A 25781-nucleotide genomic window follows, 5' to 3' on the forward strand; every position below is an offset into this window, starting at 1 on the left:
GGTCCCGGCCGCTCACCGCCGGCGCAGGACCACCGACTCCCAGCCCGGCAGCGTCCCGTCGTGCAGCACGCCCGCGGCGCCCTCCGAGGTGGCGAGCACCACCTCGGACCCGTCCCACCCCTGCAGCAGCTCGGGCGGGACGACGAGGGGCTGCCGGGTGAAGGAGGCGAGGGTCAGCAGACCGACGCCGTCGAGCTCTCGCTCGAAGGCCCACAGGTCCGGGTGGTCCATCGCCAGCGGCCGGACCGTCCCCCTGGCCACTACCTCCTCGTCGTGGCGCAGGGCCACGAGCGCGCGGTGGTGCTCCAGCACCGACCCGGGGACCCCGGTCTGGGCGGCCGCGTTGATCTGCACGTGGTTCGGGTTGATGCCGATCCACGGGTCCCCGCTGGTGAAGCCCGCGCCCGGCGCGTCCGTCCACTGCACAGGTGTGCGGGCGTTGTCGCGACCCACCGCGCGGATGCCCTCGAGCAGCTCCTCCGCCGGTCGGCCCGCCGCCTCCTGCTCGGCGACGTGGTTGAGCGCCTCGATGTCGCGCAGCTCGGACAGCGACGAGAAGGGGAGGTTCGTCATACCGAGCTCCTCCCCCTGGTAGATGAACGGCGTGCCGCGCAGCGTGTGCAGCACCGTCGCCAGGGTCTTGGCCGACCGCTCGCGCCACGCCGGGTCGTCGTCGCCGAAGCGGCTGACGGCGCGCGGCTGGTCGTGGTTGTCCAAGTAGAGCGAGTTCCAGCCGGTGTCCGCCAGCGCGGTCTGCCAGCCCATGAGGCTGGCCCGTAGCAGCGGCATGGTGATGGGCAGCCGGTCGAACTTGCCGCCCGGGCCGATCCCCAGGTCGACGTGCTCGAACTGGAACACCATGTCCACCTCCCCCCGGTCGGCGTCGGTGTAGAGACGCGCCTCCTGCGCGGTGACACCGGGCATCTCGCCCACGGTGAGGAAGGCGCGGGGGTGGTCGGCGAAGACGCGCTCGCGCATCTGCGCGAGGAACTCGTGGACCCGGGGGCCGTCGGCGACCAGCGCGAAGGCGTCACCGTCCGGCAGGTCCAGCGGCTTGGAGATGAGGTTGATGACGTCCATGCGGAAGCCGTCGACGCCACGCTCGAGCCACCAGCGCATCATCGCGTAGACGGCCTCCCTGACCTGCGGGTTCTCCCAGTTGAGGTCGGGCTGCTTGCGGCTGAAGAGGTGCAGGTAGTACTCCCCGCTCGCCGCGTCCCACTCCCACGCCGGGCCGGAGAAGAAGGAGCGCCAGTCGTTGGGCTCGGCGCCGGGCTCTCCCCCGGTGTGCCCGGGCCGCGCCGGGCGCCACCAGTACCAGTCCCGCCGGTCCGCCTCCGGGGAGGTCCGGCTGTCCTCGAACCACGGGTGCTCGTCGCTGGTGTGGTTGACCACGAGGTCCATGACGAGGCGTATGCCGCGCGCGTGCAGCTGCTCGACGAGCTCGTCGAGGTCGGCGAGGGTGCCGAAGGTGGGGTCGATGTCCTGGTAGTCGCTGATGTCGTAGCCGTTGTCGTCCTGCGGGCTGCGGTAGACCGGGCTGAGCCAGACCACGTCGACCCCGAGGTGCTCGAGGTGGTCCAGCCGGCCCAGGACGCCCCGCAGGTCACCGATGCCGTCGCCGTCGCTGTCGGCGAAGCTGCGGGGGTAGATCTGGTAGACGACGGCGGAGGACCACCAGTCGCGCGGGAGGGGCTCGTCGAGCGGCAGCGGCATACCGCCCACTCTAGGGTGGGCGCCTCAGTCCTGGTCGAGCTGGGCGAGGACCATCCGCGCGATGCGCTCGGGCGGGTTCGCGACGTCGTAGACCGCCCCCCGCTCGTCGGCCCCGAGCGGTTCCAGGGTGTCCAGCTGCGACTCGAGCAGGGAGGGCGGCATGAAGTGGTCGCGGGCGCTCATGCGGTCCAGCAGCAGCCCCTTGTCGCCGGAGAGGTGGACGAACCAGGTGCCCGCTCCCCCCTCCGTGAGGACCTCGCGGTAGGACCGCCGCAGGGCCGAGCACGTGAGCAGCGTGGGGGTGCCGGCGGCGTCCCGCTCGGCCGTCCACGCGGCGAGGGCCTTGAGCCACGGCCACCGGTCCTCGTCCATGAGCGGCCGGCCGCTGGTCATCTTGTCGACGTTGGCCTGGGGGTGGAAGTCGTCGCCCTCGGCGAACTCCCAGCCCAGCCGCTCGTGCAGGGCCTCGCCGATCGTGGACTTGCCGGTGCCCGACACGCCCATGATGACGAGGTGCAGGGGCAGCCCGGCGGGGTCGGGCGTGGGCGTCATGGCACGACCACCCACAGCCCGGCGGCGAGGACGAAGATGGCGAGGCCGAGCGTGGTCTCCATGACCGTCCAGGTCTTCAGGGTCGTCTTGACGTCCATCCCGAAGAACCGGCTGACCAGCCAGAAGCCGGAGTCGTTGACGTGGGAGAGCACCGTTGCCCCGGCGGCGATCGCGAGGACCAGGCAGGCGATCTTGAGGTCGGACAGGCCCTCGGCGGTGACGGCCGCCGAGATGAGCCCGGCCGTGGTCGTCAGCGCGACCGTGGCCGAGCCCTGCGCGACCCGCAGCAGGGTGGCGATGAGGAACGCCGAGACGATGAGGGGCAGGCCCAGGTCGGCCATGCTCTCGGACAGCGCGCCGCCGATGCCGGAGTAGCGCAGCACCCCGCCGAACATGCCGCCGGCGCCGGTGATGAGGATGATGGCGCAGATGGGGCCGAGCGCGTCGTTGAGCAGGGTCTCGACCGTCGCGAGCGACCGGCCCCGGGTGCCGAGGACGTAGGTCGTCACGAGCAGCGTGATGAGCAGCGCCACCGGCGTCTGGCCGATGAAGACCAGGGCGTCGAGGAACACGCTGTCGCCCAGCACCTCCGCCGAGCGCAGCGTCGCGATCCCGGTGTTGAGCGCGATGAGGACGAAGGGCAGGAGCAGGAGCCCGAGCACCAGCCCGAAGGAGGGCGGGGTCACCTCCTCCTCGCCCCGGGCGATGCGCTCGGCACGCGCGTCGTCGTCGCCGTCGTCGAGGTCCGACGGCTCGCCCGAGACGGTGCCGCGGAGCATGGAGTCGTTGATCGGGACCATGATCTTGCCGGCGTAGGCGGTGGTGAAGAGGTAGACGCCGAGGTACCACGCGACGAAGGCGACGGGGATGCCGATGAGCATGCTGAGGCCGATGGAGCCGCCGAGCTCGGTGGCGGCGGTCACCGGGCCGGGGTGCGGCGGCACGATCGCGTGCATCGCGGCGAACGCGCCCGCGGCGGGGATGGCGTAGAGCAGCACGGAACCGCCGAAGCGTCGGGCCACCGAGAAGATGATGGGCAGGAAGACGACGAGGCCGGCGTCGAAGAAGATCGGTATGCCGAAGAGCAGGGCCGCGACACCGAGCGCGAACGGCGCGCGCTTCTCGCCGAACCCGCCGATGAGGGTGTCGGCGAGCACCTGGGCCCCGCCGGTCACCTCGAGCAGCCGGCCGATCATGGCCCCGAGCCCGACGAGCAGGGCCACCGCACCCAGGGTGCTGCCGAAGAAGCTCGTGGCCACCCCCGCCAGCTCGCCGAAGGGGATGCCCGCGGCGAGCCCGGTGAGGAAGCTGACCGTGATGAGCGCGACGAACGCATGCATCCGCAGCTTGATGATGAGGAAGAGCAGCACCGCGACGGCGACCGCCGCGATGGTCAGGAGCGTGCCCGCTCCGTAGACGGGGTCCATCGGTTCCATGGGCAGTCTCCAAGGGTCGACATCGGTGGCGTCGGCCCACCGTAGCCGCGCGCCCCGCACGGGGCGAGGAGGAACGCCCCGCGCGCCGGGCCCCGGTCAGACCAGGTCGACCCAGGCCTCCCCGTCCGTGCCGGGCACCGGCTCGGCCGCCCCACCGGTGAGCTCGGCGAGCAGGTCGGGCACGGCGTCCGCCCGGTCGACCGGCACCTGCAGCCGCAGCGTCACCTGCGAGCCGTAGCGGGTGTCCGCGATGTGCACGCCGCGGGCCCTGAGGTCGTGCTCCAGGCGCCCTGCCACCTCGTGCCCCACCCGCACGTCCACCTCGCGGACCCGGGCCCGGGTGAGCAGCCGCGCCTCGTCGAGGGCGAGGCGGACGGCGCCGGAGTAGGCGCGGACCAGCCCGCCGGTGCCGAGCCTGGTGCCGCCGAACCAGCGCGAGACGACGGCGACCACGTCGGTCACCCCCGCGTGCGTGAGCGTCTCGAGCATCGGCATACCGGCCGTCCCTGCCGGCTCGCCGTCGTCGTTGCTGCGCACCGTCGCGGCGTCCGGGCGGAGGACGAAGGCCGAGCAGTGGTGCCCGGCGTCCCAGAGGGTGGACCGGGCCTCCTCGACCACGGCGCGGGCCCCGTCCTCGTCCTCGACCCGGCGCAGCCAGCACTCGAAGACCGAGCGCCGCTCCTCGGTGCGCACCACGACGGGCGCGGCGAGGGTGCGGCAGGTCGTCGGCTCCACCCGGGCAGGGTATGCCGTCCAGGTGCGCCGCCTAGACTTCTCGGCATGTCACCGACGCGCCGCTCCGCCGCCCTGCTCGCGGCCCTGGCCCTGGTCGCCCTTCCGCTGCCGGCCCAGGCCCACGACGAGCTCACCGGCAGCGACCCGGAGGACGGCGCGACGGTCGAGGCCGGGGACCTCGACGAGCTGACCATGACCTTCAGCGGCGAGATCGCCCAGGTCGGTGCCGCCGTCACGGTGACCGACCCGGACGGCGGGTCGGCGCTGGAGGGCGAGCCGGAGGTCGAGGGCACCGAGATGACCCAGGACCTGGTGGACGACCTCGCGGACGGTGACTACGCCGTCGCGTGGCGGGTGACCAGCGAGGACGGGCACCCCATCTCCGGCGAGTTCGGGTTCAGCGTGACCGGTGGCGAGGACGAGGCGGAGCAGGACACCGCCGAGGCCCCGGCGCCCACCGAGGAGACGGAGGAGGCGTCCGGGTCGCAGGAGGCGGAGGCCTCCGCCTCGCCGACGGAGACCGAGGAGACCGCCGAGGAGACCACCCAGGAGTCGTCGCCGGAGGCGACCTCGCAGGACGGGGAGACCTCGGACGCCTCGACCGCCGACTCCTCCGGCCTGCCCGTCTGGGCGTGGGTCCTCCTGGCCGCCGGCGGCGTCGGGGTGCTCGCGCTCATGGTCGCCACCTGGCAGCGCGGACGCCGCTCCGCACCCTGAGCCGATGCGGGTGCCGTGCCCGCACTGATGTACCGTAGGGCCCACGGAATACACATCCCCGGGCCGGCTCCGCGACCTGAGCGATCAGCCAGCGATGCCGCCCCGGCAGACTCGACACAAGGGGGTCACGCCATGGGGCGCGGCCGGGCCAAGGCAAAGCAGATCAAGGTCGCACGGAAGCTGAAGTACTCGGCTCCGGACACCGACCTCTCGGCACTCGAGCGGGAGTTGCACTCCTCTCGCGGCGAGTTCGACTACTCCCCGCCGTCGGACGAGACCGACGACGACGAGACCGAGGACGACGACGACCCCTACGCCTCCTACGCGGAGGACGACGAGGACGACAAGTACGGCTCCTGGGCGGCCGGCGGAGAACGGTGAGCCTCGCCGGTCCGCAGCCGGCCGGTGAGGACGGCGGACGACGGGCAGCCGGTGGGCACCCGTAGCCGCCACGAGGCCCGGTGGACCGACGCCCGGTCCACGGCCAGCGGACGACTCCCGCGCAACCAGTGGTGGGTCCTCCCCCTGCTGCTCGCCGGGATCGCGCTGGTCATGTTCGTCGCCTGGCGCGTCTACAACGGGGTCGACACCGTGACCTACGAGGTGCGCCGGTGCCAGGAGGTCCTCACCGAGGACGCCTCCTGGAGCGAGGTGCAGGCAGCGGCGTGCGACCCCGTCGACGCGGTCGCCCTCCCCTCCGTGGTGCTCATGCGCGGCGAGGAGCCCGTCGAGCCCGACCGGTCCGAGGGCGCGGTCCTCGCCTGGGACGGCTGGGCGGTCAACTCCCCCGAGCACAGCGTGCAGGTCCGTCTCGAGGACCCGGCGGAGAGCATCGTCGTCGCCGAGCCCACCAACGAGCGGGTGCGCACCGAGCTCACGCCCGACGCCGCGGACATCCGGTGGGGCGGCTTCATCGGCGGACGCGGTCCCACCGAGTACTGGGTCCTCATCACCCCCGACACCCCCTGATCTGCACCGGACGCGCGGTCAGGCAGCACCGGACGCGCGGTCAGGCAGCACCGGACGCGCGGTCAGGCAGCACCGGACGCGCGGTCAGGGAGACTCAGCGCCTGTAGTCCCCGACGACCCGCACCGCGCCGCCGTCGACCCCCTTGGCTCCCTGCACGACGTCCGGACCGGTCGCATCCTCCCCCGCCACCTCGACGGTCCCCACCGGCCAGGTCTGTATGCCGTTCTCCTCCAGGAGCGCGACCGCCCGGTCGGCCTCCGCGGGGGCCACGACGGCGACGAACCCCACCCCCATGTTGAGCGTCTGCTCGAGGTCGGCCAGCGGCACCTGCCCCAGCTCCTGCACCAGCGTGAAGATCGGCGGCAGCTGCCAGGTCCGCTCCACCGTCGCCAGCATCCCCGGTGGCAGCACCCGGGCCAGGTTGGCCGCCAGCCCGCCACCGGTGACGTGCGACAGGACGTGTAGGTCCGGCCCCGCCGCGCGGACCAGCTCGAGCAGCGGCCGGGTGTAGATGCGGGTCGGCTCCAGGCACTCCTCCCCCAGGGTCCGCCCGAGCTCAGGCACCTCCCGCTCCCAGCCCCACCCCGCGGCCGCGACGACGCGGCGCACGAGGGAGTAGCCGTTGCTGTGCAGGCCCGAGCTGGCCAGCGCCAGCACGACGTCGCCCGCGGCGACCCGCTGCGGACCCAGCACCGCGTCGTGCTCGACGACACCCGTCGCGGCCCCGGCGACGTCATACTCGTGGGGGTCGAGCAGACCGGGGTGCTCGGCCGTCTCGCCACCCACCAGGGCGACGCCCGCCAGCTCGCAGCCGCGCGCGATGCCCGCGACGATCGCGGCGATCCGCTCGGGCACCACACTGCCGCAGGCGATGTAGTCGGTCATGAACAGCGGCTCGGCCCCGCTCACGACGATGTCGTCGACCACCATGCCGACGAGGTCCTGGCCGATGGTGTCGTGGACGTCCATCGCCTGGGCGACCGCCACCTTGGTGCCGACCCCGTCGGTCGAGGTCGCCAGGACGGGCCGCCGCATCCCCTGCAGCGCAGACGCGTCGAACATCCCCGCGAAACCCCCCAGCCCACCGAGGACCTCCGGACGCTGCGCCCGCCGTACCGACTCCTTCATGAGCTCGACGGCGCGGTCGCCGGCGTGCACGTCGACGCCCGCGCTGGCATAGGTGATCGGCTGGTCGCTCATCGCGGGTCCCCTCGGGGCGTGGCGGTGGGTGGGCACCCCCAGCGTATGCCGAACCGCACCCCGTCGACGCCCCGCCCGGTCGGGCACGGCCGGGGACGACCGGGCTCAGCCGTGCGCGTGCCGGAAGCCGGCGCGCTCCGCGGTCTCCCCGTCCACGAAGTACTCGTGCGCCTCGGCGTCGTAGCCCTCCTCGTCCGGGAGGACGAAGGTCATGGTGTCGTGCCAGGCCTTGACCGGGTGGCCCTCCGGCGCGCCCCCGTCGGCACGGGGTGCCGCCGAGCCCCACCCGTGACCCCCGTCCCGGATCTCCTCCTCCGAGCTGCCACCGTCCGCGTCACCCTCGGTCGAGCCGGACCCGTCCGCACCACCCTCGGTCGCGCCGGACCCGTCCGCGCCACCCTCTCCGGTGGTCGCCGACCCGGTCGCGGCGAGCATGCTCCGGTCGGTCTCGAGCTCCTGCGGGCCGTCCTCGTCGGCGGTCCAGTCGCCCGGCTGACGGAACTCTTCACCGGCGTCCACGTCGTGGTCGGCCGGGTCGTGCTCCCGGGCGAACTCCTCCTGCCTGCGCCGGGTCTCCTCCGCCTCCTCGGCGTCGTGGTCCTCCGTGGCCGACGGCGCGGCGGACGCCTCGGAGTCGTCGGGCTCGGCCGGGGCCTGATCCTCGTCTGCCGTCCCCTCCGGCTCCGCGGGGTCGGGGTCCTCGGCCGTGGCCCGCTCGTCGTCCGGCTCGGCCGCGGCCCGGTCCGCGTCGGCCGCAGCCCGCTCGTCGTCCGGCTCAGTCGGGGCCTGGTCCTCGTCGGTGTCAGGCACGGTCTGGTCGTCGTGCTCGCTCATGGCGCCTCCGCATCCCGGGTCACCGACCCGTCGCCACGGACGCTAGACCTCCTCGCCCCGGCCCGCGCGGTGAAGTGCTCCTCCCGCTCCGCGCGGTGAAGTGCTCCTCGCGGTCCCAGACGCAGCCTGTGCACGCGCATGCAGCCTGTACGTAGGTTCTACCGTGTGCACAGGCTGCACCAGCGTGCACAGGTATCCCTGGGGCTCATGTGGCGTGCACAGGGTCGAGCCTCGCGACAGAACGGTCAGGGGTGCGCGGGCGACAGGGTCGCCGGTGCCGTCGGTGCGGGCGACAGGAGGACGGTGCGGTCAGGGATGCGCGGGCGACAGGGTCGCCTGCGCCGTCGGTGCGGGCGTCAGGGGCGGCGGACGGCGTCGGAGCCGCCGGCGCCGGCCGTGACGCCGACGTTGTCCATGTCGCGCGCCTCGCGGGCGCGATCCACCTCGAGGGTGCCGACGTCGGTGGGGTCCGCCCCCTGGGTGTCGACGGGGAACTGCAGCTCCAGGACGTCCTTGCCGAGCTGGTCCTCGCGGGGCAGCTCGATCGGGTAGTCCCCGGTGAAGCAGGCGGTGCACAACGAGGAGCGGGGCTGCTCGGTGGCCGCCACCATGCCCTCGGTGGAGATGTAGCCCAGGGAGTCGGCGCGCAGCGAGGCGCAGATGTCGGCGGCCTCCAGGCCGGTCGCGATGAGCTCGGCCCGGGTGGCGAAGTCGATGCCGTAGAAGCAGGGCCAGCGCACCGGGGGCGAGGAGATCCGCACGTGCACCTCGGCGGCTCCGGCCTCCCGCAGCATGCGCACGAGCGCCCGCTGGGTGTTGCCGCGGACGATCGAGTCGTCCACCACGACGAGCCGTTTGCCCTTGATGACGTCGCGCAGGGGGTTCAGCTTGAGCCGGATCCCGAGCTGCCGGATGGTCTGGCTGGGGGCGATGAAGGTCCGGCCCACGTAGGCGTTCTTGACCAGCCCCTGGCCGTAGGGGATACCCGACTCCTGGGCGTAGCCGATGGCGGCCGGCGTCCCCGACTCCGGCGTCGGCATGACCATGTCGGCCTCGACCGGGTGCTCGCGGGCCAGCTGTCGGCCCATCTCCACCCGGGAGTCGTAGACCTCCCGCCCGGCGATCGTGGTGTCGGGCCGCGCGAGATAGACCCACTCAAACACGCAGCGTCGGGGCGCCGGCTCGGCGAACCGGCGCGAGCGCAGACCGTTGTGGTCGATGGCGATGAGCTCCCCGGGCTCGACCTCCCGCACCACGGAGGCACCGACGATGTCCAGCCCCGCGGTCTCGGAGGCGACCACCCAGCCCCGCTCCAGCCGGCCCAGCACCAGGGGGCGCACCGCCTGGGGGTCGCGCGCGGCATACAGGGTGCCCTCGTCGCAGAAGACCAGGGAGAAGGCGCCGCGCAGCTGCGGCAGCACCCGCATGGCCGCCTCCTCCAGCGACAGGTCCGGGTCGGCGGTCAGCATCCCGGTCACGATCGCGGTGTCCGTGGTGTTGCCGCGCCCGACCTCGCCGGTCGAGCGCGAGAGGTCCCCGCCGAGCATCTCGCGCAGCACGTCGCGCAGCTCGGAGGTGTTGATGAGGTTGCCGTTGTGGGCCAGCGCGACGGTCCCCTCGGCGGTGCCGCCGAGCGTCGGCTGAGCGTTCTGCCAGGAGTTGCGCCCGGTGGTGGAGTAGCGGCAGTGCCCGACCGCCAGGTGACCCTGGAGGGAGGCCAGCGCCGACTCGTCGAAGACCTGGCTGACGAGGCCGACGTCCTTGTAGACGACCAGCCGCTGCCCGTCGCTGGTCGCGATCCCCGCCGCCTCCTGCCCGCGGTGCTGCAGGGCGTAGAGACCGTAGTAGGTGAGCTTGGCGACCTCCTCGCCGGGTGCCCACACCCCGAAGACGCCGCAGGCGTCCTGGGGCAGACGCTCCTCGGGAAGGAGGTCGTGCGAGAGCCGTCCGTCAGCGCGAGCCACGGCCCCATGGTCCCACAGTCCACGGACCCGGCGCACCGCCCGCCGGGTCGGGCCGGGGGCTCAGGAGCCCAGCCGCGGGCGGTCGGCGACGAGGTAGGCCAGCGCCCCGAGGGCGAACCCCGCCCCGCCGCCGATGAGGATGAAGAGGAGGTACTCCTCCAGCCCGTTGACGTAGGGCACGTCCCGACCGAGGGCCGCCACGATCACCGCGACGACCGCACCGACGACCGCCCCGGTCGCCAAGAAGCGCACCAGGTCGGGACGACGCTGCTCCACGGGCCCTGGCCGGTCAGTCGCGCCCGGCGCGACGGTCGAGGGCGAGGTAGACGATGGCGGCGGCGAGCCCGGCGAAGACGGCACCGGTAGCCCCCAGGAGGATGACCTCCTGGCCGGCGCTGCTGCCGGGGGCGTCCGGCCCGAGCAGGGAGATCACGGCGCCGACGACGAAGCCGACGAGCGCGCCGGCGACGAGGAACCGGCTCAGCCGGGGCCGGCGCCGCACCGGCAGCCGGGTGGGTTCGTCCGTGGGGTCCGAGGGTGGCACCCGACCAGTATCCGTCAGGACGCGGACCGGCGCGGCAGCCGGGTGGCTGCCGCGCCGGTGACCCGTCACGGGGACCAGGCGGGAGGGATCACCCCTGCCCGATGTTGCGGTCGGTCAGCCCACCGCTGGAGCGGCTCGCCGGGTCGGCCAGGCCCCCGACGAGACCGAGCAGCTGCGTCTCGACGGTGTCGTGCACCGCCAGCTCCCCGCCGACCACGGTGATGAGCGGGAACGAGAAGCCGGTCACGAGCCGCTCGACCTCGTCGAGGACCCCGGGCGGCACCGCGTCCGGGCGGGTCAGCGCCACCCCGGCCCCGGTCCGCGCGGCGACCGGCACGGCGGTCAGGCTGTCGGGGAAGTCCTGCCCCGTGGCCACCATCACCTTGCCCTCCGCCGGGAACTGCTCGAGGACCGCCTCGGCGGTGTCGTAGCGGTCCGGACCGCTGTAGCGCGTCCACGGCATACCGAGGGAGACGTCGTCGAGGACGTCGTCGGAGAGCACGGTGGTGCCGCCGGCGGCGTAGACGTCGTCGAAGGTCAGCGCGGCCACGGCGCTCGCGGTCTCCGGAGGCACCTCGGCGTGCTTGGTGAGGACCAGCGGGGCCTGGTGGCGGGCCGCCAGGGCGCTGAGCACCAAGGCGTCCGGGAAGTCCTGCCCCGAGGCGACGAAGAGCTCGGCCGAGCTGTCCTGCACCACGCGCTGCGCGACCTCGCCGGCCGTCCCGTAGCGGTCGGGCCCGGACACCCGCTCGACGTCGGCTCCCGGGAGGGCGGCCTGCACGTCGGTGAGGACCTGGCCGCCCACCGCGGCCGGCCCACCGACGACGTAGACGTCGTCGGGCGCGAGCCGCAGCAGCTCGTCGCGGGTCGCCGCGGACAGCCCTCCCGGGGTGGTGAGCAGCAGCGGGGCCCCGAGCTGCGCGGCCCACGGGGCCGCCGCGAGGGCGTCCGGGTAGGTCGTGGACGTGGCGATGACCACCGTGTCGGCCATGACGAACTTCTGCTCCGAGAGCATGGCGGCGGTCTCGATCCGGGTCGGCCCGCCGATCCGCTCGACGTCGAAGGTGCACGGCCCGTCGACGTCGTCGGGGTAGAACGGGTCGACGGTCTCCAGGGTGCCGACGACGTCGCCGTCGGCGTCCACGTCGCTGATGACGATGCCGACCCCGGGCGCCCCGGTGCCGTAGAGGCCGACGAAGGACAGGAACGCGTTGAGCTCCCGCGTCGTGCCCACCTCGACCTCGAGGATGCGGCTGTCCTTGAGCGTGCCGTCGTCCCAGACCTCGAACCGGACGCGGTCGAAGCCGCCGACGTCGTCGGTGGTGCCGGTGACGTCGGCCTGGATGGCGTACTCGTTGCGGCTGCAGTCGTCGTTGACGAACTGCACCCCGCTGATCTCGTGGTCGCCGAGCGTGGCGGCGAGCGCCGGGGTGGCGGCGAGCACCGTGGTGCCGAGCGCGAGCGCCGTCCCCGTCGCGAACCCTGCCCTGCGCAGGGTCCTGGTGGTGGTGGTCATGCGGATCTCCTTCGGGCGCCGGCCGTCACGGGCCGGTGACGCCGGGAGGCCCCTCGCCTCCGCCGGGGCGTCGGGGGCTCAGAGCGCCCCCGCCCCGCCGGGATACATCACCGGTATGCCGCGCCGCGCCTCGCTCAGGGACGCGCGGCCGCGAGCGCCTCCAGGACGCGCACGTCGGCGTGGTAGGGGTCCTCCGCGCGCGGCCAGTGCACCACGACGTCGGTGAACCCGGCCTCCGCGGCCCGGCCGATGCGGTCCTGGGCTTCCTCCAGGCTGCCCAGGGCGGGTGACCCGGCATCCAGGGACAGGTAGCGGTCCAGGGGCCGGGCCCGATCCGCCCCGGCCTCCAGCGCGTCCACCCGGGCGCCGAGCTCGCGCACGCCGCGCCACCACGCGTCGAGCCCCTCGTCGGCGGCGCCGGGAGGCCCGGTGGTGAGCCAGCCGGCGCCGTGCGCCACCGCCAGCCGCATGGCGCGCGGGCCGTTGGCGGCGACCACGAAGGGCACCCGTGGCTGCTGGACGCAGCGCGGGCGGGCCCCCGCCCCGGCCACCGTGAAGAACTCGCCCTCGACCTGGACGTCGTCCTCGGTGAGCAACCGGTCCAGCAGGGGCACGAACTCCGCGAACCGGGCGGTGCGCTCCCCGCGGGTGTGCCGGTCGCCGAGCAGCCGGCTGTCCAGGTCCCCGCCGGCCCCCAGGCCGAGCAGGACGCGCCCGTCGCTGAGGTCGTCCAGGGTGGTGACGTCCTTGGCCAGCAGCGCCGGGTGCCGGAAGTTCGGGGAGGCGACGAAGGTGCCGAGCCGGACCCGGTCCGTGACCACGGCGGCCGCCGCGAGGGTGGCGACCGTGGAGTGCCACGGGGCCCGCGGGAGCCCGGCCCAGACGAGGTGGTCGTAGGTCCAGGCGTGCTCGAACCCCCACTCCTCCACCTGCCGCCACAGCGGCTCGGCCTCGCGCCAGGGATGCTCGGGCAGGATGCAGACACCGATCCTCATGCGCAGGACGCTAACGCGCTCCGGCCGGTCTCAGCCGACCGGCTCCGGGTCGGGAGCCAGCTCGTGCGCGTCCACCAGCGCCTGCGGGACACCGACGGCGACCAGGGCGGTGGCCAGGAGCATCACCACGGGGACACCGGCCAGGACCGCCGGGATGCCGAGGAGCGCCGCGACCTGCCCGCCCACCAGGGCGCCGAGGGGCATCGCCCCGAAGACCAGCACCCGGGAGGCGCCCCCCACCCGGCCCAGCTGGTCACCCGACACCAGGCGGGGCCGGATGGAGCCGGAGACGACGTTGCCGATCACCCCCAGCGGACCGGCCGCCAGGAGGAACAGGGCCAGCCCCCACACCGAGGGCCACAGGAGCAGGGGGAGGTTGAAGAGGGCGTTGAGCCCCCAGCACGCGACGAGGACGGACATCTCCGAGAAGCGCTCGATGATCCTGCTGGCCACCATGCTGCCCAGCAGGGCACCGACGGGGAGCGCCACCATGGCGAGGGAGAAGAGCTGCGGGGACAGGCCGCCCTCCGACTCGGGACCGACGAGCCAGAGGATGAGGACCGCGCTGAGGGCGGTCGAGGCGAAGTTCCACAGCCCCGCGGCGATCGCCAGGGGGCGCAGCACGGGGTGGGTCCACAGGGTGCGCATCCCCGAGGTCAGCTCCGACCACCGCGACCCCACGCTCTCGACCTCGCGGGCCACCGGGGCATACCTCCCGCGCAGGCCGAGGACGAGGACCAGGACGGCGCCCACCACCACCAGCGCCGAGGAGCCGACGAGCCACGCCGCGCCGAGCGCGACCAGCACACCGGCCAGCGGCGGCCCCACGAAGCCGTTGCTCACCTGCTCCACCGCGAGGAGGCGGGAGTTCGCCCGGCGCAGCGGGCCGGCCGAGCGCCCGACCAGGGCCGGCACCTGCGCGGCCGCAGCGAGGTCGGCGAAGACCTCGGTGACGCCGTAGCCCAGCGCGAGCCCGACCAGCACCCAGATGGTGAGCCGGTCGGACAGCGCGAGGACCCCGGCCCCGCCCAGGAGGGCGGCCCGGACGCCGAGGGCGACCACCATCGTGCGGCGCCGGTCCCACCGGTCGACCAGCACCCCGGCGGGGATGCCGCAGACCAGCCACGGCAACCACACCGCGGCGGTCAGCACCCCCATGAGCAGAGGGGACCGGGTGAGGGTCACCGCCAGCAGGGGGACCCCGATCTGGACGACCCCGTCAGCGAGGTTCGCCAGACCGACGGCACCGAGGTGGGCCTCGAAGGGCCGCCCCAGGGGCGTGGTGGCCGTGCCGGGCGAGGTCGCCGCGGTCCTAGTGGTGGATGCCGTCATGGCCGGTCCCCTATCCTGGGTGCAGAAGATTGTGTGCAAACTAACCTCTGCAAAGGTATCTTTGGACTATGCCGCAACGCAACCCCTCCCCCCACGTCGCCCGTGCCGTCGACGCCGCCACGCTCAAGGCGTTCGCCCACCCGCTGCGGCTGCGGATGTACGACTACCTCAAGGACCACGGCGCGGCGACCGCCTCGATGCTGGCGCGGGCCATGGGCGAGAACACCGGGCAGACCAGCTACCACCTGCGCCAGCTGGAGCGGCACGGGCTCGTCGAGGAGGACACCGCGCGCGGCTCGGCGCGGGAGCGGTGGTGGACCAGCGTCGGCTTCTCCTTCGGCCTGGACGCGGTCGCGGAGGACGCCGCGGCGCGCACCGCCGCGCAGACGGTCATGCTCCACCAGATGGAGATGCGCAACGCGCGGGTGCAGGAGTGGATCGCGCGGATGGAGTCCGAGGACGAGGCGTGGGCCGGCATCGCCACCTCCAACGAGGCCACGGCCATGCTGACCTTCGAGGAGGCCGACGCCCTCGGCGACGCCATCGCCGCCACGATGACCGAGCACCTCGAGCGGGCGAAGGCCGCCCGCACCGAGCACGGCGAGGAGGGGGCCCGGCGGGTCAAGCTCTACCAGCTGCTCTTCCCGCTGCCGCCGGAGGAGCCCACCGACGCCTGAGCCCGGCTCAGCGCAGCGGCAGGTATGCCGTGAGGTCGGCCCGCTGCCCCGACGCGCGGACCGCGCCGCTCGCGGTCGCCTCGGCCCAGGTGGTCCGCCCGGTCGCCAGCGCCAGCCACGTCTGCGGGTCGGTCTCCACCACGTTGGTCGGGGTCCCGCGCGTGTGCCGCGGGCCCTCGACGACCTGCGCGGCGGCATACGGCGGGATCCGCACCTCGACCGACCTGCCGGGCGCGCGCTCGACGAGGTCCTCGAGCAGGTAGCGCACCGCGGTGGCCAGCTGGCTGCGGGAGACCTCCGGCGCGCCGCCCGGGCCGGCGGACCGGGCAGCCTCCCAGGCCGCGAGCGCCTGCTCGCCGGCGGCCGGGTCGACCCTGCGGCGGGCGGGCATCAGGCGAGCGGGTCGCGCTCGACCGGGCAGGACATGCACCGCGGGCCGCCGCGCCCCCGCCCCAGCTCGGAGCCGGCGATCTCCAGCACCTCCACGCCCTGCTCGCGCAGGTAGGCGTTGGTCACCGTGTTGCGCTGGTAGCCGACGACGACTCCGGGCTCGAGCGCGAGCACGTTGCAGCCGTCGTCCCACTGCTCCCGGGCCGCCGCCCTCGGGTCCTGCTCGGCGGCGAGCACCCGCACCGAGTCCAGGCCGAGGCCGCGCGCGATGACCTGCATCATCTGCTCCGGCTCGTGGCGTTCGATCTCCAGGCGCAACTCGCCGGTCGAGGCGTCCTGGTCACCGGCGGTGATGGTCCAGGACGTGAGGTCGGGCAGCCCGAGGTAGCGGGTGAAGGTCTGCTCGTCGAGCATCGTCATCACCGTGTCGAGGTGCATGACCGCGCGGGCCTTGGGCATGTCCAGCGCGACGACCCGCTCGGCCTGGCCGGAGGCGAGCAGCCCGCGGGCCAGGCGCTCGACCCCGGTCGCCGTGGTGCGCTCGGAGAGTCCGACGAGGACCATCCCGTTGCCCGGCACGAGGATGTCGCCCCCCTCGGCCGTCGCGGGGCCGTCGTCGACGCCGTGGCTCCACCACTGCATACCGGCCTCGGCGAACATCGGGTGGTAGCGGTAGATCGCGTCGTAGTGCACCGTCTCCCGGCGGCGGGCCTTCTTGTGCATCGAGTTGACGGCCACCCCGCCGTAGGCCCACGCGGAGGTGTCCCGGGTGAACAGGTGGTTGGGCAGCGGCGCGAGCACCGAGTCGTGCAGGCCGAACTGGTCGATGACCACCGAGCGGGGGCTGCCGATGCGCTCGAGCACCTCGGCCTTGGTGATGCCGCCGATGAGGTGGGTGGTGAGCTCGGCGTCGTCCATGCCGTCGAACATCGCGCGCAGGTCCTCGGCCGCCTGGGGGCCCACGTGCCGCTCGTCCAGCGAGTGGGCGAGGACGTGGGCGCGCGCCTCGGGGACGGCGAGCGCCTCGCGCAGCAGGGTGTCGAAGTGGTGCACGGTCACCCCGCGCTCGCGCATGACCTGCACGAAGTAGTCGTGCTCCTCCTGCGCCTTCTCCACCCACAGGATCTCGTCGAAGAGGTAGCGCTCCTTGTTGTCGGGGGTCAGCCGGTGCATCTCCAGCCCGGGGCGGTGCACGATGACCTGTCGCAGGCGACCGACCTCGGATCCGACGTGGAACGGCATGGCGTGTCCTTTCGCAGGGGTGCGGACATCCTGCCACGGGGGAGCGACGGTGCGGGGCCGTCGGCAGCAGGGCATGGAGAACCCCTCGCGCACCTGGAAGAGCTCGATTGCCCTTGCTGCATTCCTGCCCTGGGGGAGTTCACCGAGGTACCACCGCACGAGGGGTCCGGCGCCCAGTCTAGGTGCTCGGCCGAGACTGTCCAAGACGGCCCGCGCGCGCAGGCTGCACGGGTGTGTGGAAGGCCCGGGTATGCGGAAGGCCCCGGTCACCGTGGAACGGTGGCCCGGGGCCTCGCCGACTGGCGGAGGATGGGGGATTTGAACCCCCGAGGGTTTTATCCCAACACGATTTCCAATCGTGCGCACTAGGCCGCTATGCGAATCCTCCGCGCAGCAGGATACCCGAGGCGGTCCGGGCGGCCCAAACGCGCGTGCGGTGCCGGCTGAGCACGCGTCCGGTGCCGGCTGAGCACGCGTCCGGTGCGGGCTGAGCACGCGTCCGGTGCGGGCTGAGCGCGCGTCCGGTGCGGGCTGAGCGCGCGTCCGGTGCGGTCAGCGGCGGCGGGTGCCGAAGACCGAGCGGGTGATCTCACGCCCGATGACGGTGCCCGCCGAGCGCAGCATCGAGCGGAACGCGCCGGAGGAGACGACCTGCTCGAGTATTCCGCCTTCCGCGTCCTGGCGCCCAGGGTCTGCATCCGCGCCCGCGCCGCGGCCCCCTCCGCCTCCGGGGGCCGGGGCCGCCTCCCGCTCCCGCGCCGCGGTCTCGGCGGCCTCCTGCTCCTGCGCCGCCCGGGTCGCCGCCTCCATCCGCGCGGCGAGCATCTCGTGCGCGGACTCGCGGTCGAGGGCCTCGGCATACCGGCCGGACAGGGAGGAGCCGGCCACCAGCGTCCGCACGACCTCCTCCTCCGAGGGCCCGATGCGGGCCTGGGGGGCCCGGAGCATGGTCCGCGCGACCGGGGTCGGCGCGCCCTCCTCGGAGAGCACGGTGACGACCGCCTCCCCGGTGCGCAGCGAGGTGAGGACCTCCCCCAGGTCGTAGTCGCTGGTCGGGAAGGTCGACACGGTCGCCCGGAGCGCCTTGGCGTCGTTGGGGGTGTGGGCGCGCAGCGCGTGCTGCACCCGGTTGCCGAGCTGGGCGAGGACGGCGTCCGGCACGTCCGTCGGGGTCTGCGTGACGAAGAAGACCCCGACCCCCTTGGACCGGATGAGGCGGACCGCCTGCTCGACGGCGTCGAGGAAGGCGTCGGAGGCGTCGTCGAAGAGCAGGTGCGCCTCGTCGAGGACGAAGACGAGCGTCGGCTTCTCCGGGTCGCCCACCTCGGGCAGGTCCTGGAAGAGCTCGGCCAGCAGCCACATGAGGAAGGTCGAGAAGAGCACCGGCCGGTCCCGCACCCCGGGCAGCTCGAGCAGGGTGATGACGCCGGCGCCCTCGGGGGTGGTGCGCAGCAGGTCGGCGGTCTCGAACTCCGGCTCGCCGAAGAAGACGTCTCCCCCGGCCGCGGACAGGCCGATGAGCTCGCGCAGGATGACCCCCGCCGTCGACGTCGCGATGCCGCCCAGCCCCTTGAGGTCCGCCCGGCCCTCGTCGGAGACGAGGTGCTGGATGACGGCGACGAGGTCCTTGAGGTCCAGCAGCACCAGCCCCTGCTGGTCGGCCCAGTAGAAGATGAGGCCCAGGCTGGACTCCTGGGTCTGGTTGAGGCCGAGCACCTTCGACAGCAACGTCGGCCCGAAGCCGGTGACCGTGGCCCGCACCGGGTTGCCCACGCCGTGCCCGCCGAGGTTGAGCAGCTCGACCGGGTAGGCCTTCGCCTCCCACTCCTGGGCGAGGCCGGTCATCCGCTCCTCGACCTTCCCCCCGCCCTCGGCCGGGGTGGCCAGCCCGGTCAGGTCGCCCTTGACGTCCGCGAGGAAGACGGGGACCCCGGCGTCGGAGAGCTGCTCGGCGAGCACCTGGAGGGTGACCGTCTTGCCGGTGCCCGTCGCCCCGGCGACCAGCCCGTGCCGGTTCATCGACCCCAGCGGCAGCCGGACGACGGCCTCGCTCGCCACGGCGTCCCCGTCGGCGCCGACCGCGCCACCCAGCGTGATGCTCGGCCCGTCGAAGGCGTACGCCTCCTTGATCCGGTCGACCTGGCTGCTGCTCTGCTCGCTCACCCCCCAGACTCTAGACTGAACGGCATGATCTTCAAGGGCGTCGGGGACGAGCAGCCCTACCCCCCGCACGGCCTGGACGAGCCCAGCGACTGGGCCCACCTGCCACCCCGGATGCTGCGCCTGGACGACCTCGTGACCACCCGCTCGGAGCTGGACCTGAGGGCGCTGCTGTCCTCCGACTCCACCTTCTACGGCGACATCTTCTGCCACGTCGTCCGGTGGCGGGGCACGCTCTACCTCGAGGACGGCCTGCACCGTGCCCTGCGGGCCGCGCTCCAGGGCCGACCCGCCGTCCACGGGCGTGTCCTCGACCTCGACGGCACGGCGACTCGCTAGCCTGCTGCCCTTCGGGAAGGACTTCTGCGTGGGATACGTGCGCACCGCCGGCATGTCGACCGCCGCCCGCCGGGCGCGCCGTCGCGCCGCCATGGTCATGGCGGCCCTCCTCGGCGTCCTCGTGCTGGCGCTCGTCTTGGCGATGGCCTCGATGCAGGGCTGGTTCGGCATGGGCGGGGACGCCGACGAGGCCCCGGCGACGGTGGCGGCACCGACCCCCACGCTGGAGACGGAGGACGTCGTCGTCAACGTCTTCAACTCCACGGGCGTCGTCGGGCTGGCCGGCCGGGCGAGCGAAGGACTGCAGGCGCGGGGGTTCACCGTCGACGGGGTGGACAACTCCGGTGCCGACCTCGAGGGCCCCGGGCAGATCATCCACGGTCCCTCCGGCCTGGAGGGTGCGCAGCTGCTGGCCGAGGCCCTCCCCCAGGAGGTGGAGCTGGTGCAGGACGAGCGCGAGGACGCCACGCTGGACCTCGTGCTGGGCGACGCGTGGGAGGACCTGCCCGCCCCCGAGGAGCCCGAGCCGACCGGGGACGGCCGGTGAGCCCCCAGCACGAGGTCCGCGTCCAGCGCCGGGTCGAGGCCCCCGCGGGCGCGGTCTGGGAGGTCATCACCGACCTCGAGCGCGCCCAGGAGCGCCTCTCCCAGGTCACCGACCTGCACGTCATCACCCCCGGCCCGTATGCCATCGGCACCGGCTGGCGGGAGACGCGCCGGATGATGGGAGCCTCGGACACCCAGGAGATCTGGGTGGTCGACAACGACCCCGAGCGCCGGACCGAGACCGAGGCGCGCTCCGGCAACACCACCTACCGCACCGTGCTCACCCTCGAGCCGCTCGCCGAGTCCGACGCCACCCTGCTGACGGTGCACTTCAGCGCCAGCACGCCCGACCCCCGCGCCCTCCAGCGCCTGGCGCTGCGGGTCGTCGGCCCGCTCGGGCTCAAGCTGACCGAGAAGGCGCTGCGCACCGAGCTCGACGACATCGCGGCGGCCGCCGAAGGGCTGCACGCCCGCTGAGCCTGCCTGTGGACAACTGCAGCGGCCGCCCCCCGGCCGGCCCTAGGTTCGGTGCATGGACCACCTCGCAGCCCCTCCTGACCCCGGCGCCCCCTGGCGACCACCGCCACTGGAGTACGGCCCGTGGGGTCCGCCGGGTTACCAGCACCCGCGGGGCACCCCGTCGCTGGTGCTGGGGCTGCTGAGCGTGACCGTCTTCACCCCGCTCGGCCCGTTTGCCTGGGCGATGTCCCGCCGGGCGCTGCGGGAGGTGGACGCCGCCCCGGTCGTGGTCGTCAACCGGGGCCAGCTGGTGGCCGCGCAGGCGATGGGGGTCGTGGCGAGCGCCCTCCTCGCCGTCATGACGGTCATCGTCGTCGCCGCGGTGCTCGGGGTCCTGCTGCTCGCCGTCTGAGGCCGGGTGTCGACTACCGTCCCGTGTCGACGAGCCGCACCTGCTGCAGCGCCACCGGCAGGATCGCCGCCGGACCGCCGAACGCACCGACGTAGCCCGGCCGGCGCACCTGCAGGCTCTGCCGGGTCTGGGTGGGCACCCCGTCCGGACGCACGAGCAGCATGGGGCTGTCGACCTGACCGGCGAGGGCGCCGCCGGCGAGGGCGTCCGGCCAGTTGCGACCGGTGGCGACGAAGGCCATCCGCTGCGCGGCCGGGATGCGCTGCGCGACGCGGGAGGCGACGGCATACCGGTCCGCGCCGTCGATCCGACGGACGGTGGGTGCCGAGGCGCCGCCGAGGCCCCGGCGCAGCTGGGTGATGACGTCACCGGACACCGCGCCGGTGCCGCCGAGCACGACGACCTCGTCCGGCCGCAGGTAGCGCAGGGCGTCCATGACCGGGGACGGCACCTCGTCGTGCTTGGTGAGCAGCAGCGGCGCGCCCTCGTAGGCCGCGGCCGCCCCGCCGGTGAGCCCGTCCGGCCAGTCGGCGCCGGTCGCCAGGTAGGCCGTGGACCCGCCCTGCTCCCAGAAGGAGGAGGCGACCGCGCCCGAGACGGCGTAGCGGTCGGCCCCCGTGACGCGCTCCACCCCGTCGGCGTAGCGCAGGAGCTCGTCGGCCACCCCCTGGGTCACCGCCCCGGTGCCGCCCAGCACGACGATCCGGCGCGGGTCCAGGGCCTTCAGGGCGCGCACCGTCGAGCCCGGCAGGCTGGCCTTCTTGGTGAGCAGGACGGGGCCGCCGACCAGGCCGGCGAGCGCGGAGCCGGACAGCGCGTCGGGGAAGTTCTGGCCCGAGACGACGACGACCGTGTCCGCGCCGTCGGCCCAGGAGGCGGCGATGTTGGCGGCGACGGCGTAGCGGTCGGTGCCGCTGATGCGCTCGACGACGGAGTGCCGCTGGTAGTCGGTCGTGGCGGCGGCGTCGGTGGTCAGGGAGCGCCCCGACCACGCGAGGACGGTGAGGGCGGTCGCCCAGACGTCGCCGTCGGCGTGCTCGAAGTACTCCGGCAGCGCCCCGTCGGCGTGCTGCTGCTGCAGCAGCCAGGTCATGGTGGCGTCCCGCCGCGCGAGCTCGTCGGCGTCGGTCCGGGCCACGGCGAAGCTCTGCTGGGCCAGCGCGTTGACCCCGACGGGCAGGTCCTCGGCGAGCACCGGCGCGCTGCCGCGGGAGAGCGAGAGGTAGTCGCGCGCACCGAGCCCGGTGGCGCGGGCGTGGCGCATGGTGTCCACGGCCGCCATGGCCTGGGGCGTGACCGCGGTGGACCACGCCTCGACCCCGCCCCCGGACCTGATGCCGGCGGTCGTCGGGTCGGCCGCCGCGGCGACGGCGTCGACCGCGGCCTGGGGGACGGTGCCGCCGCTGCGCTTCAGACCCATGACGCAGATGCCAGTGACGAAGACCCAGTCGTCGCCGCACCGTCCGTCGGCCAGCTCGGCCCGCAGGGCGGCCACGAGGTCGACACCACCGAACGACCTCGGGTTGCGGCCGGCGACGTCGACCGCGATGGCGGTGAGGCCGAGGACCACGGGGTCGGCCGCCGCCGTGGGGGCGCGCCGCTCCAGCTGGCCGGTGAGGCGCTGGAGGTCGCTCGCGTGCTCCGGACCGGCCGCACCCAGCGCGATGACGGCCAGGGCGAGCCCGTCGGTCGTCATCCGGCCGGTGCCGGCCTGGGCGGCGAGCCAGACGGCACCCCGGTCGGCGGCGGCCGCCAGGTCGGCCGCGCGCACGCCCGGGGCGGGCACCTCGCCGGCCGGGGGCGTGGACGCCTCCGCCGGGCCAGGCACCTCGACGGCGGGCGCCGCCGGGAGGGTGAGCGCGCCGGGCCGGCCCTCCTCGTCCGCCGGGGGCTCGGCGAGCGCCACGAGCGGGGAGGCCAGCAGGCCCGCGGCGAGCGCCGTGGTCTCGCCCAGGTGGCTCCGAGGACCGGCGGGTAGCCTCGGAGGATGTACCGCTTCGAGCCCCCACCCGCGCCGCAGTTCGGCGCCGGCTCCGAGCCCGACGACCCGTATGCCGACCCCGGACCGGCCACCGCCGACCGCAGGCCCCCCGCCGGGCCCCGGCGCACCGCGCCCGCAGCACCCCACCCGCGGACCGGGGCGGCGCTCGTCCTCGGGATCCTGTCCGTGTGCGGCGTCGCCGTCCTCGGACCCGTCGCGTGGGTGGTGGCCCATCTCGCGCTGCGCGAGGTCGACCGCTCCCCCGTCCCCACCCGTGGCCGCTGGCAGCTGGTCGTGGCCCGTACGCTCGGGATCGTCGGCTCCGTCTTCCTCCTGCTGTGGATGCTGGCCGGCCTCTTCGTCGCGGTCGTCGTCGGCGTGGCCGACGCCCTCGGCTGACCGGCCGTCCCCGGCACGGAAGAACCCCCGGACCGGTGGTCCGGGGGTTCTCGTGTCGATCCAGCGACACCGCGGTGGCGGTGGGATTTGAACCCACGGTGGACTTGCGCCCACACACGCTTTCGAGGCGTGCTCCTTAGGCCGCTCGGACACGCCACCGTCGACGAGGCTACCCGACGAGACGGGCCCACCCCAAACAGTCGCCCCCGTCAGCGACGGTCGGTGAAGAAGGTGGTGAGCAGCGCGGCGCACTCCTCCTCCAGCACCCCACCGACCACCTCGACCCGGTGCAGCGAGCGGCGGTCCCGGGGCAGGTCCCACACCGACCCGCAGGCCCCCGCCTTGTCGTCCCACGCCCCGAAGACCACCCGGTCGACCCGGGCGAGGACGGCGGCCCCGGCGCACATCGCGCAGGGCTCGAGGGTCACGACGAGCGAGCACCCGTCCAGCCGCCACGACCTGAGGGCGGCCCCCGCCTCCCGCAGGGCCACGACCTCCGCGTGCCCGGTCGGGTCGTGCGCGAGCTCGCGCACGTTGCGGCCCCGCCCGACCACCCGCCCGCCGGCGTCGACGACGAGCGCCCCCACGGGCACGTCACCGGACTCCCCCACCGCCCGGGCCTGCGCGAGCGCCTGGGCGACCCAGTCGGCATACCTCCCCGGGCCCCACGCCGCGCCGGGCGGGGTCGCGGGCGGGGTGTCGGGGACGTCGGTCACGTCCTAGAGTCTGGCCTATGCGCGTCCTCGTTGCCGACCACCCGCTCATCGCCCACAAGCTGACCTACCTGCGCGACCGGAGGACCGACACCCCGACCTTCCGCCGCCTGGCCGACGAGCTGGTGACGCTGCTCGCCTACGAGGCCACCCGCGAGGTGCGGGTCTCGCCCTTCGAGATCGAGACACCGGTGGCCGCGACGACGGGCATCCACCTGGCCACGCCCAAGCCGCTCGTCGTGCCGATCCTGCGCGCCGGGCTGGGGATGTTGGACGGCATGATGCGGATGCTGCCGACCGCCGAGGTCGGCTTCCTCGGGATGGTCCGCAACGAGGAGACCCTCGAGGCGCACACCTACGCCAACCGGCTGCCGGACGACCTCGACCGTCGGCAGTGCTACGTCCTCGACCCGATGCTCGCGACCGGCGGGACGCTCATCGCGGCCATCCGCTTCCTCGTGGAACGCGGCGCCGACGACATCACCGCGATCACCCTGCTCTCGGCGCCGGAGGGGATCGAGAAGGTCCAGGCCGGGCTGGCCGACGTCGAGCCCCCCATCACCCTGGTGACCGGAGCCATCGACGAGCGCCTCAACGAGCAGGGCTACATCGTGCCCGGGCTCGGCGACGCCGGCGACCGGCTCTACGGCGTGGTCTGAGGACAGGTATGCCGCCGCCCCAGCCCGCGGACGCGGCGCCCGCTGCGACGCGCGCGAGCGAGGTCCCGGCGGGTCGCAGGCTCGCGTCGGCGCGCTCGGCGGTCGAGCCCTTCCACGTCATGGAGGTGCTCAAGGCCGCCGCCCTGCGTCAGCGCACCCACGGCGACGTGCTCACCCTGTGCGCCGGGCAGCCCTCCACCCCGGCCCCCGCGGTGGCCCGGGCCGCGGCGATCGCGGCGCTGGACACCGACGTCCTGGGCTACACCGAGTCGACCGGCATCCTGCCGCTGCGCCGCGCCGTCGCCGAGCACCACCGGGAGAGCGCCGGCATCGACGTCGACCCCGACGACGTCGTCGTCTTCCCCGGCAGCTCGGGCGCCTTCACCACGCTCTTCCTCGCCGCCTTCGACGCCGGCGACCAGGTGGCGATGACGCGGCCCGGCTACCCGGCCTACCGCAACAGCCTGGCGGCCCTCGGCTGCGAGGTGGTCGAGCTGGCCTGCGGACCGGACACCCGCTTCCAGCCCACGGTCGAGATGCTCGACGCCCTGCCGGAGCCCCCCGCCGGGCTCATCGTGGCCTCCCCCGCCAACCCGACCGGGACCGTCATCGATGCTCAGGTGCTGGCCGAGCTCACCGCCTGGTGCGAGGAGCACGGGACGCTGCTCATCAGCGACGAGATCTACCACGGGCTGACCTACGGCCGGGAGGTCGCGAGCGCCTGGGCGACCTCGCAGGAGAGCGTCGTCGTGGGGTCGGTGAGCAAGTACTTCTCCATGACGGGGTGGCGGGTCGGCTGGCTGCTGGCGCCGCCCTCGCTACGGCGGCCGCTCGAGATCCTCACCGGCAACCTCAACATCTGTCCACCGGCGATCGGTCAGCACGCGGCGATCGCGGCGCTCGGCGAGGGTGCGCGGGCCGAGCTGGACGGGCATCGTGCGCGGTATGCCGCGACCCGCGACCTCCTGCTCCGTCGCCTGCCCGAGATCGGGCTGCGCGACTACGCCCCTCCGGACGGTGCGTTCTACGCCTGGTGCGACATCGGCCACCTCACCGACGACTCGGTCGCGTGGTGCCGGGCGCTGCTCGACGACTGCGGCGTGGCCCTCACGCCCGGTGTGGACTTCGACACCGTCCACGGCCACCGCAAGGTGCGGCTCAGCTTCGCCGGGTCCACGCAGGAGGTCGACGAGGCCCTGGACCGGATGGCCGCCTCGCCGCTGCTGCGGGCCTGACGGCCCGGCCCGCCGACCTCGGCGCCGCCGCGGGGACCCGGTCCGGGCTCGACACGCA

The 25781-nt window shown here is 74.1% G+C and carries 28 protein-coding genes, 2 tRNA genes and 1 other RNA gene; 11 read left to right on the forward strand and 20 right to left on the reverse strand.

The features are described 5' to 3' along the window. Positions 1 to 12: 12 nt before the first annotated feature. From AVL62_RS02265 to AVL62_RS02280, 4 genes are all read right to left on the reverse strand, one after another. Positions 13 to 1716 (reverse strand): alpha-glucosidase, encoded by a 1704-nt coding sequence (locus tag AVL62_RS02265; protein WP_058890061.1) that lies wholly within the window; start codon positions 1714 to 1716, stop codon positions 13 to 15. Between the two features lie 24 nt (positions 1717 to 1740). After that, complete coding sequence (locus AVL62_RS02270; RefSeq protein ID WP_058890062.1) at positions 1741 to 2268, reverse strand: gluconokinase; 528 nt, start codon at positions 2266 to 2268, stop codon at positions 1741 to 1743. Then, on the reverse strand, positions 2265 to 3704 hold the full coding sequence (locus AVL62_RS02275) for a GntP family permease (RefSeq protein ID WP_058890063.1): 1440 nt from the start codon (positions 3702 to 3704) through the stop codon (positions 2265 to 2267). The genes AVL62_RS02270 and AVL62_RS02275 overlap by 4 nt, the downstream gene beginning before the upstream one ends. A 96-nt stretch (positions 3705 to 3800) precedes the next feature. Beyond that, positions 3801 to 4439, reverse strand: a complete 639-nt coding sequence (locus AVL62_RS02280; protein WP_058890064.1) for an IMPACT family protein — start codon at positions 4437 to 4439, stop codon at positions 3801 to 3803. Positions 4440 to 4484: 45 nt separating this feature from the next. On the opposite strand from AVL62_RS02280, the gene AVL62_RS02285 reads away from it, so the two are divergent. From AVL62_RS02285 to AVL62_RS02295, 3 genes are all read left to right on the forward strand, one after another. Beyond that, positions 4485 to 5156: a copper resistance CopC family protein gene (locus AVL62_RS02285; protein WP_058890065.1), complete on the forward strand. Its 672-nt coding sequence runs from the start codon at positions 4485 to 4487 to the stop codon at positions 5154 to 5156. Between the two features lie 132 nt (positions 5157 to 5288). Further along, positions 5289 to 5537 carry a DUF3073 domain-containing protein gene (locus tag AVL62_RS02290; RefSeq protein ID WP_058890066.1) on the forward strand — a complete coding sequence of 83 codons (249 nt, stop codon included), beginning with the start codon at positions 5289 to 5291 and terminating at the stop codon, positions 5535 to 5537. A 51-nt stretch (positions 5538 to 5588) separates the two neighbouring features. Further along, positions 5589 to 6125: a hypothetical protein gene (locus tag AVL62_RS02295; protein WP_058890067.1), complete on the forward strand. Its 537-nt coding sequence runs from the start codon at positions 5589 to 5591 to the stop codon at positions 6123 to 6125. A 94-nt stretch (positions 6126 to 6219) separates the two neighbouring features. Here the strand turns inward: AVL62_RS02295 and purM are convergent, their stop codons facing one another. The 8 genes from purM to AVL62_RS02335 all read right to left on the reverse strand — a co-directional run bounded on the left by purM (position 6220) and on the right by AVL62_RS02335 (position 14511). Further along, a complete protein-coding gene (gene purM, locus AVL62_RS02300; protein ID WP_058890068.1) occupies positions 6220 to 7326 on the reverse strand; it encodes a phosphoribosylformylglycinamidine cyclo-ligase in 1107 nt (368 codons plus the stop codon). A 105-nt stretch (positions 7327 to 7431) separates the two neighbouring features. Continuing rightward, positions 7432 to 8160 (reverse strand): hypothetical protein, encoded by a 729-nt coding sequence (locus AVL62_RS02305; protein WP_058890069.1) that lies wholly within the window; start codon positions 8158 to 8160, stop codon positions 7432 to 7434. A gap of 356 nt (positions 8161 to 8516) precedes the next feature. After that, positions 8517 to 10124 carry an amidophosphoribosyltransferase gene (purF, locus tag AVL62_RS02310; protein ID WP_058890070.1) on the reverse strand — a complete coding sequence of 536 codons (1608 nt, stop codon included), beginning with the start codon at positions 10122 to 10124 and terminating at the stop codon, positions 8517 to 8519. Positions 10125 to 10184: 60 nt separating this feature from the next. Next, positions 10185 to 10400: a hypothetical protein gene (locus AVL62_RS02315; RefSeq protein WP_058890071.1), complete on the reverse strand. Its 216-nt coding sequence runs from the start codon at positions 10398 to 10400 to the stop codon at positions 10185 to 10187. A 13-nt stretch (positions 10401 to 10413) separates the two neighbouring features. Next, positions 10414 to 10668, reverse strand: a complete 255-nt coding sequence (locus tag AVL62_RS02320; protein WP_058890072.1) for a hypothetical protein — start codon at positions 10666 to 10668, stop codon at positions 10414 to 10416. An 88-nt stretch (positions 10669 to 10756) separates the two neighbouring features. Next, positions 10757 to 12184 (reverse strand): cell wall-binding repeat-containing protein, encoded by a 1428-nt coding sequence (locus tag AVL62_RS02325; protein ID WP_058890073.1) that lies wholly within the window; start codon positions 12182 to 12184, stop codon positions 10757 to 10759. A gap of 134 nt (positions 12185 to 12318) precedes the next feature. Beyond that, the gene (locus tag AVL62_RS02330; RefSeq protein WP_058890074.1) at positions 12319 to 13179 is read right to left on the reverse strand and encodes an LLM class flavin-dependent oxidoreductase; all 861 of its coding nucleotides are present in this window, start codon (positions 13177 to 13179) and stop codon (positions 12319 to 12321) included. Between the two features lie 30 nt (positions 13180 to 13209). Beyond that, the gene (locus tag AVL62_RS02335) at positions 13210 to 14511 is read right to left on the reverse strand and encodes an MFS transporter (protein ID WP_058890075.1); all 1302 of its coding nucleotides are present in this window, start codon (positions 14509 to 14511) and stop codon (positions 13210 to 13212) included. 68 nt (positions 14512 to 14579) lie between these two features. On the opposite strand from AVL62_RS02335, the gene AVL62_RS17450 reads away from it, so the two are divergent. Then, positions 14580 to 15188: a winged helix-turn-helix domain-containing protein gene (locus AVL62_RS17450; protein WP_058890076.1), complete on the forward strand. Its 609-nt coding sequence runs from the start codon at positions 14580 to 14582 to the stop codon at positions 15186 to 15188. A 7-nt stretch (positions 15189 to 15195) separates the two neighbouring features. Here the strand turns inward: AVL62_RS17450 and AVL62_RS02345 are convergent, their stop codons facing one another. The 5 genes from AVL62_RS02345 to AVL62_RS02360 all read right to left on the reverse strand — a co-directional run bounded on the left by AVL62_RS02345 (position 15196) and on the right by AVL62_RS02360 (position 18983). Next, positions 15196 to 15579: a sterol carrier family protein gene (locus AVL62_RS02345; RefSeq protein WP_058890077.1), complete on the reverse strand. Its 384-nt coding sequence runs from the start codon at positions 15577 to 15579 to the stop codon at positions 15196 to 15198. Then, positions 15579 to 16820, reverse strand: a complete 1242-nt coding sequence (locus tag AVL62_RS02350) for an arginine deiminase (RefSeq protein WP_058890078.1) — start codon at positions 16818 to 16820, stop codon at positions 15579 to 15581. The genes AVL62_RS02345 and AVL62_RS02350 overlap by 1 nt, the downstream gene beginning before the upstream one ends. A gap of 72 nt (positions 16821 to 16892) precedes the next feature. After that, positions 16893 to 16991: signal recognition particle sRNA small type (ffs, locus tag AVL62_RS16335), an RNA gene on the reverse strand. A 129-nt stretch (positions 16992 to 17120) separates the two neighbouring features. Next, positions 17121 to 17208 (reverse strand) — tRNA-Ser (locus tag AVL62_RS02355). A 164-nt stretch (positions 17209 to 17372) separates the two neighbouring features. After that, positions 17373 to 18983 (reverse strand): helicase HerA-like domain-containing protein, encoded by a 1611-nt coding sequence (locus tag AVL62_RS02360; protein ID WP_058890079.1) that lies wholly within the window; start codon positions 18981 to 18983, stop codon positions 17373 to 17375. A 24-nt stretch (positions 18984 to 19007) separates the two neighbouring features. Here AVL62_RS02360 and AVL62_RS02365 point away from each other — a divergent pair, with 24 nt between their 5' ends. Genes AVL62_RS02365 through AVL62_RS16830 form a run of 4 tightly spaced genes read left to right on the forward strand, consistent with a single transcriptional unit; the run spans position 19008 to position 20736 of the window. Continuing rightward, the gene (locus AVL62_RS02365) at positions 19008 to 19319 is read left to right on the forward strand and encodes a type II toxin-antitoxin system VapB family antitoxin (protein ID WP_058890080.1); all 312 of its coding nucleotides are present in this window, start codon (positions 19008 to 19010) and stop codon (positions 19317 to 19319) included. Positions 19320 to 19347: 28 nt separating this feature from the next. Next, positions 19348 to 19866 carry a LytR C-terminal domain-containing protein gene (locus AVL62_RS02370; RefSeq protein WP_058890081.1) on the forward strand — a complete coding sequence of 173 codons (519 nt, stop codon included), beginning with the start codon at positions 19348 to 19350 and terminating at the stop codon, positions 19864 to 19866. Further along, positions 19863 to 20342: an SRPBCC family protein gene (locus tag AVL62_RS02375; protein ID WP_058890082.1), complete on the forward strand. Its 480-nt coding sequence runs from the start codon at positions 19863 to 19865 to the stop codon at positions 20340 to 20342. Before AVL62_RS02370 ends, AVL62_RS02375 begins: the two co-directional genes overlap by 4 nt. A 55-nt stretch (positions 20343 to 20397) precedes the next feature. Then, positions 20398 to 20736, forward strand: coding sequence for a DUF4190 domain-containing protein (locus tag AVL62_RS16830; RefSeq protein ID WP_161937818.1), 339 nt, complete (start codon positions 20398 to 20400; stop codon positions 20734 to 20736). Between the two features lie 13 nt (positions 20737 to 20749). Here AVL62_RS16830 and AVL62_RS02385 read toward each other — a convergent pair whose 3' ends face one another. Continuing rightward, positions 20750 to 22642, reverse strand: a complete 1893-nt coding sequence (locus AVL62_RS02385; protein WP_058890084.1) for a cell wall-binding repeat-containing protein — start codon at positions 22640 to 22642, stop codon at positions 20750 to 20752. A gap of 81 nt (positions 22643 to 22723) precedes the next feature. Here AVL62_RS02385 and AVL62_RS02390 point away from each other — a divergent pair, with 81 nt between their 5' ends. Next, positions 22724 to 23116, forward strand: a complete 393-nt coding sequence (locus tag AVL62_RS02390) for a DUF4190 domain-containing protein (RefSeq protein WP_058890085.1) — start codon at positions 22724 to 22726, stop codon at positions 23114 to 23116. A gap of 72 nt (positions 23117 to 23188) precedes the next feature. Here AVL62_RS02390 and AVL62_RS02395 read toward each other — a convergent pair. Then, positions 23189 to 23275: transfer RNA gene (locus tag AVL62_RS02395), tRNA-Ser, on the reverse strand. A 50-nt stretch (positions 23276 to 23325) separates the two neighbouring features. Then, positions 23326 to 23832, reverse strand: coding sequence for a tRNA adenosine(34) deaminase TadA (tadA, locus tag AVL62_RS02400; RefSeq protein ID WP_058890086.1), 507 nt, complete (start codon positions 23830 to 23832; stop codon positions 23326 to 23328). Positions 23833 to 23849: 17 nt separating this feature from the next. Between tadA and upp the strand changes: the two genes are divergently transcribed. Beyond that, complete coding sequence (gene upp / locus AVL62_RS02405) at positions 23850 to 24488, forward strand: uracil phosphoribosyltransferase (protein WP_058890087.1); 639 nt, start codon at positions 23850 to 23852, stop codon at positions 24486 to 24488. A gap of 8 nt (positions 24489 to 24496) precedes the next feature. After that, positions 24497 to 25723 (forward strand): aminotransferase class I/II-fold pyridoxal phosphate-dependent enzyme, encoded by a 1227-nt coding sequence (locus AVL62_RS02410; protein ID WP_235585467.1) that lies wholly within the window; start codon positions 24497 to 24499, stop codon positions 25721 to 25723. Positions 25724 to 25781 lie beyond the last annotated feature (58 nt).

Origin of the sequence: Serinicoccus chungangensis (genome assembly GCF_001483745.1) — a bacterium.
GTDB lineage: Bacteria > Actinomycetota > Actinomycetes > Actinomycetales > Dermatophilaceae > Ornithinicoccus > Ornithinicoccus chungangensis_A.

Coding starts and splice junctions, on each gene's coding strand:
- AVL62_RS02265 (WP_058890061.1), bottom strand. CDS start 1,716: ATGCCGCTGCCGCTCGACGAGCCCCTCCCGCGCGACTGGTGGTCCTCC.
- AVL62_RS02270 (WP_058890062.1), bottom strand. CDS start 2,268: ATGACGCCCACGCCCGACCCCGCCGGGCTGCCCCTGCACCTCGTCATC.
- AVL62_RS02275 (WP_058890063.1), bottom strand. CDS start 3,704: ATGGAACCGATGGACCCCGTCTACGGAGCGGGCACGCTCCTGACCATC.
- AVL62_RS02285 (WP_058890065.1), top strand. CDS start 4,485: ATGTCACCGACGCGCCGCTCCGCCGCCCTGCTCGCGGCCCTGGCCCTG.
- AVL62_RS02290 (WP_058890066.1), top strand. CDS start 5,289: ATGGGGCGCGGCCGGGCCAAGGCAAAGCAGATCAAGGTCGCACGGAAG.
- purM (WP_058890068.1), bottom strand. CDS start 7,326: ATGAGCGACCAGCCGATCACCTATGCCAGCGCGGGCGTCGACGTGCAC.
- AVL62_RS02305 (WP_058890069.1), bottom strand. CDS start 8,160: ATGAGCGAGCACGACGACCAGACCGTGCCTGACACCGACGAGGACCAG.
- AVL62_RS02325 (WP_058890073.1), bottom strand. CDS start 12,184: ATGACCACCACCACCAGGACCCTGCGCAGGGCAGGGTTCGCGACGGGG.
- AVL62_RS02330 (WP_058890074.1), bottom strand. CDS start 13,179: ATGAGGATCGGTGTCTGCATCCTGCCCGAGCATCCCTGGCGCGAGGCC.
- AVL62_RS02335 (WP_058890075.1), bottom strand. CDS start 14,511: ATGACGGCATCCACCACTAGGACCGCGGCGACCTCGCCCGGCACGGCC.
- AVL62_RS17450 (WP_058890076.1), top strand. CDS start 14,580: ATGCCGCAACGCAACCCCTCCCCCCACGTCGCCCGTGCCGTCGACGCC.
- AVL62_RS02345 (WP_058890077.1), bottom strand. CDS start 15,579: ATGCCCGCCCGCCGCAGGGTCGACCCGGCCGCCGGCGAGCAGGCGCTC.
- AVL62_RS02350 (WP_058890078.1), bottom strand. CDS start 16,820: ATGCCGTTCCACGTCGGATCCGAGGTCGGTCGCCTGCGACAGGTCATC.
- AVL62_RS02365 (WP_058890080.1), top strand. CDS start 19,008: ATGATCTTCAAGGGCGTCGGGGACGAGCAGCCCTACCCCCCGCACGGC.
- AVL62_RS16830 (WP_161937818.1), top strand. CDS start 20,398: ATGGACCACCTCGCAGCCCCTCCTGACCCCGGCGCCCCCTGGCGACCA.
- AVL62_RS02390 (WP_058890085.1), top strand. CDS start 22,724: ATGTACCGCTTCGAGCCCCCACCCGCGCCGCAGTTCGGCGCCGGCTCC.
- upp (WP_058890087.1), top strand. CDS start 23,850: ATGCGCGTCCTCGTTGCCGACCACCCGCTCATCGCCCACAAGCTGACC.
- AVL62_RS02410 (WP_235585467.1), top strand. CDS start 24,497: ATGCCGCCGCCCCAGCCCGCGGACGCGGCGCCCGCTGCGACGCGCGCG.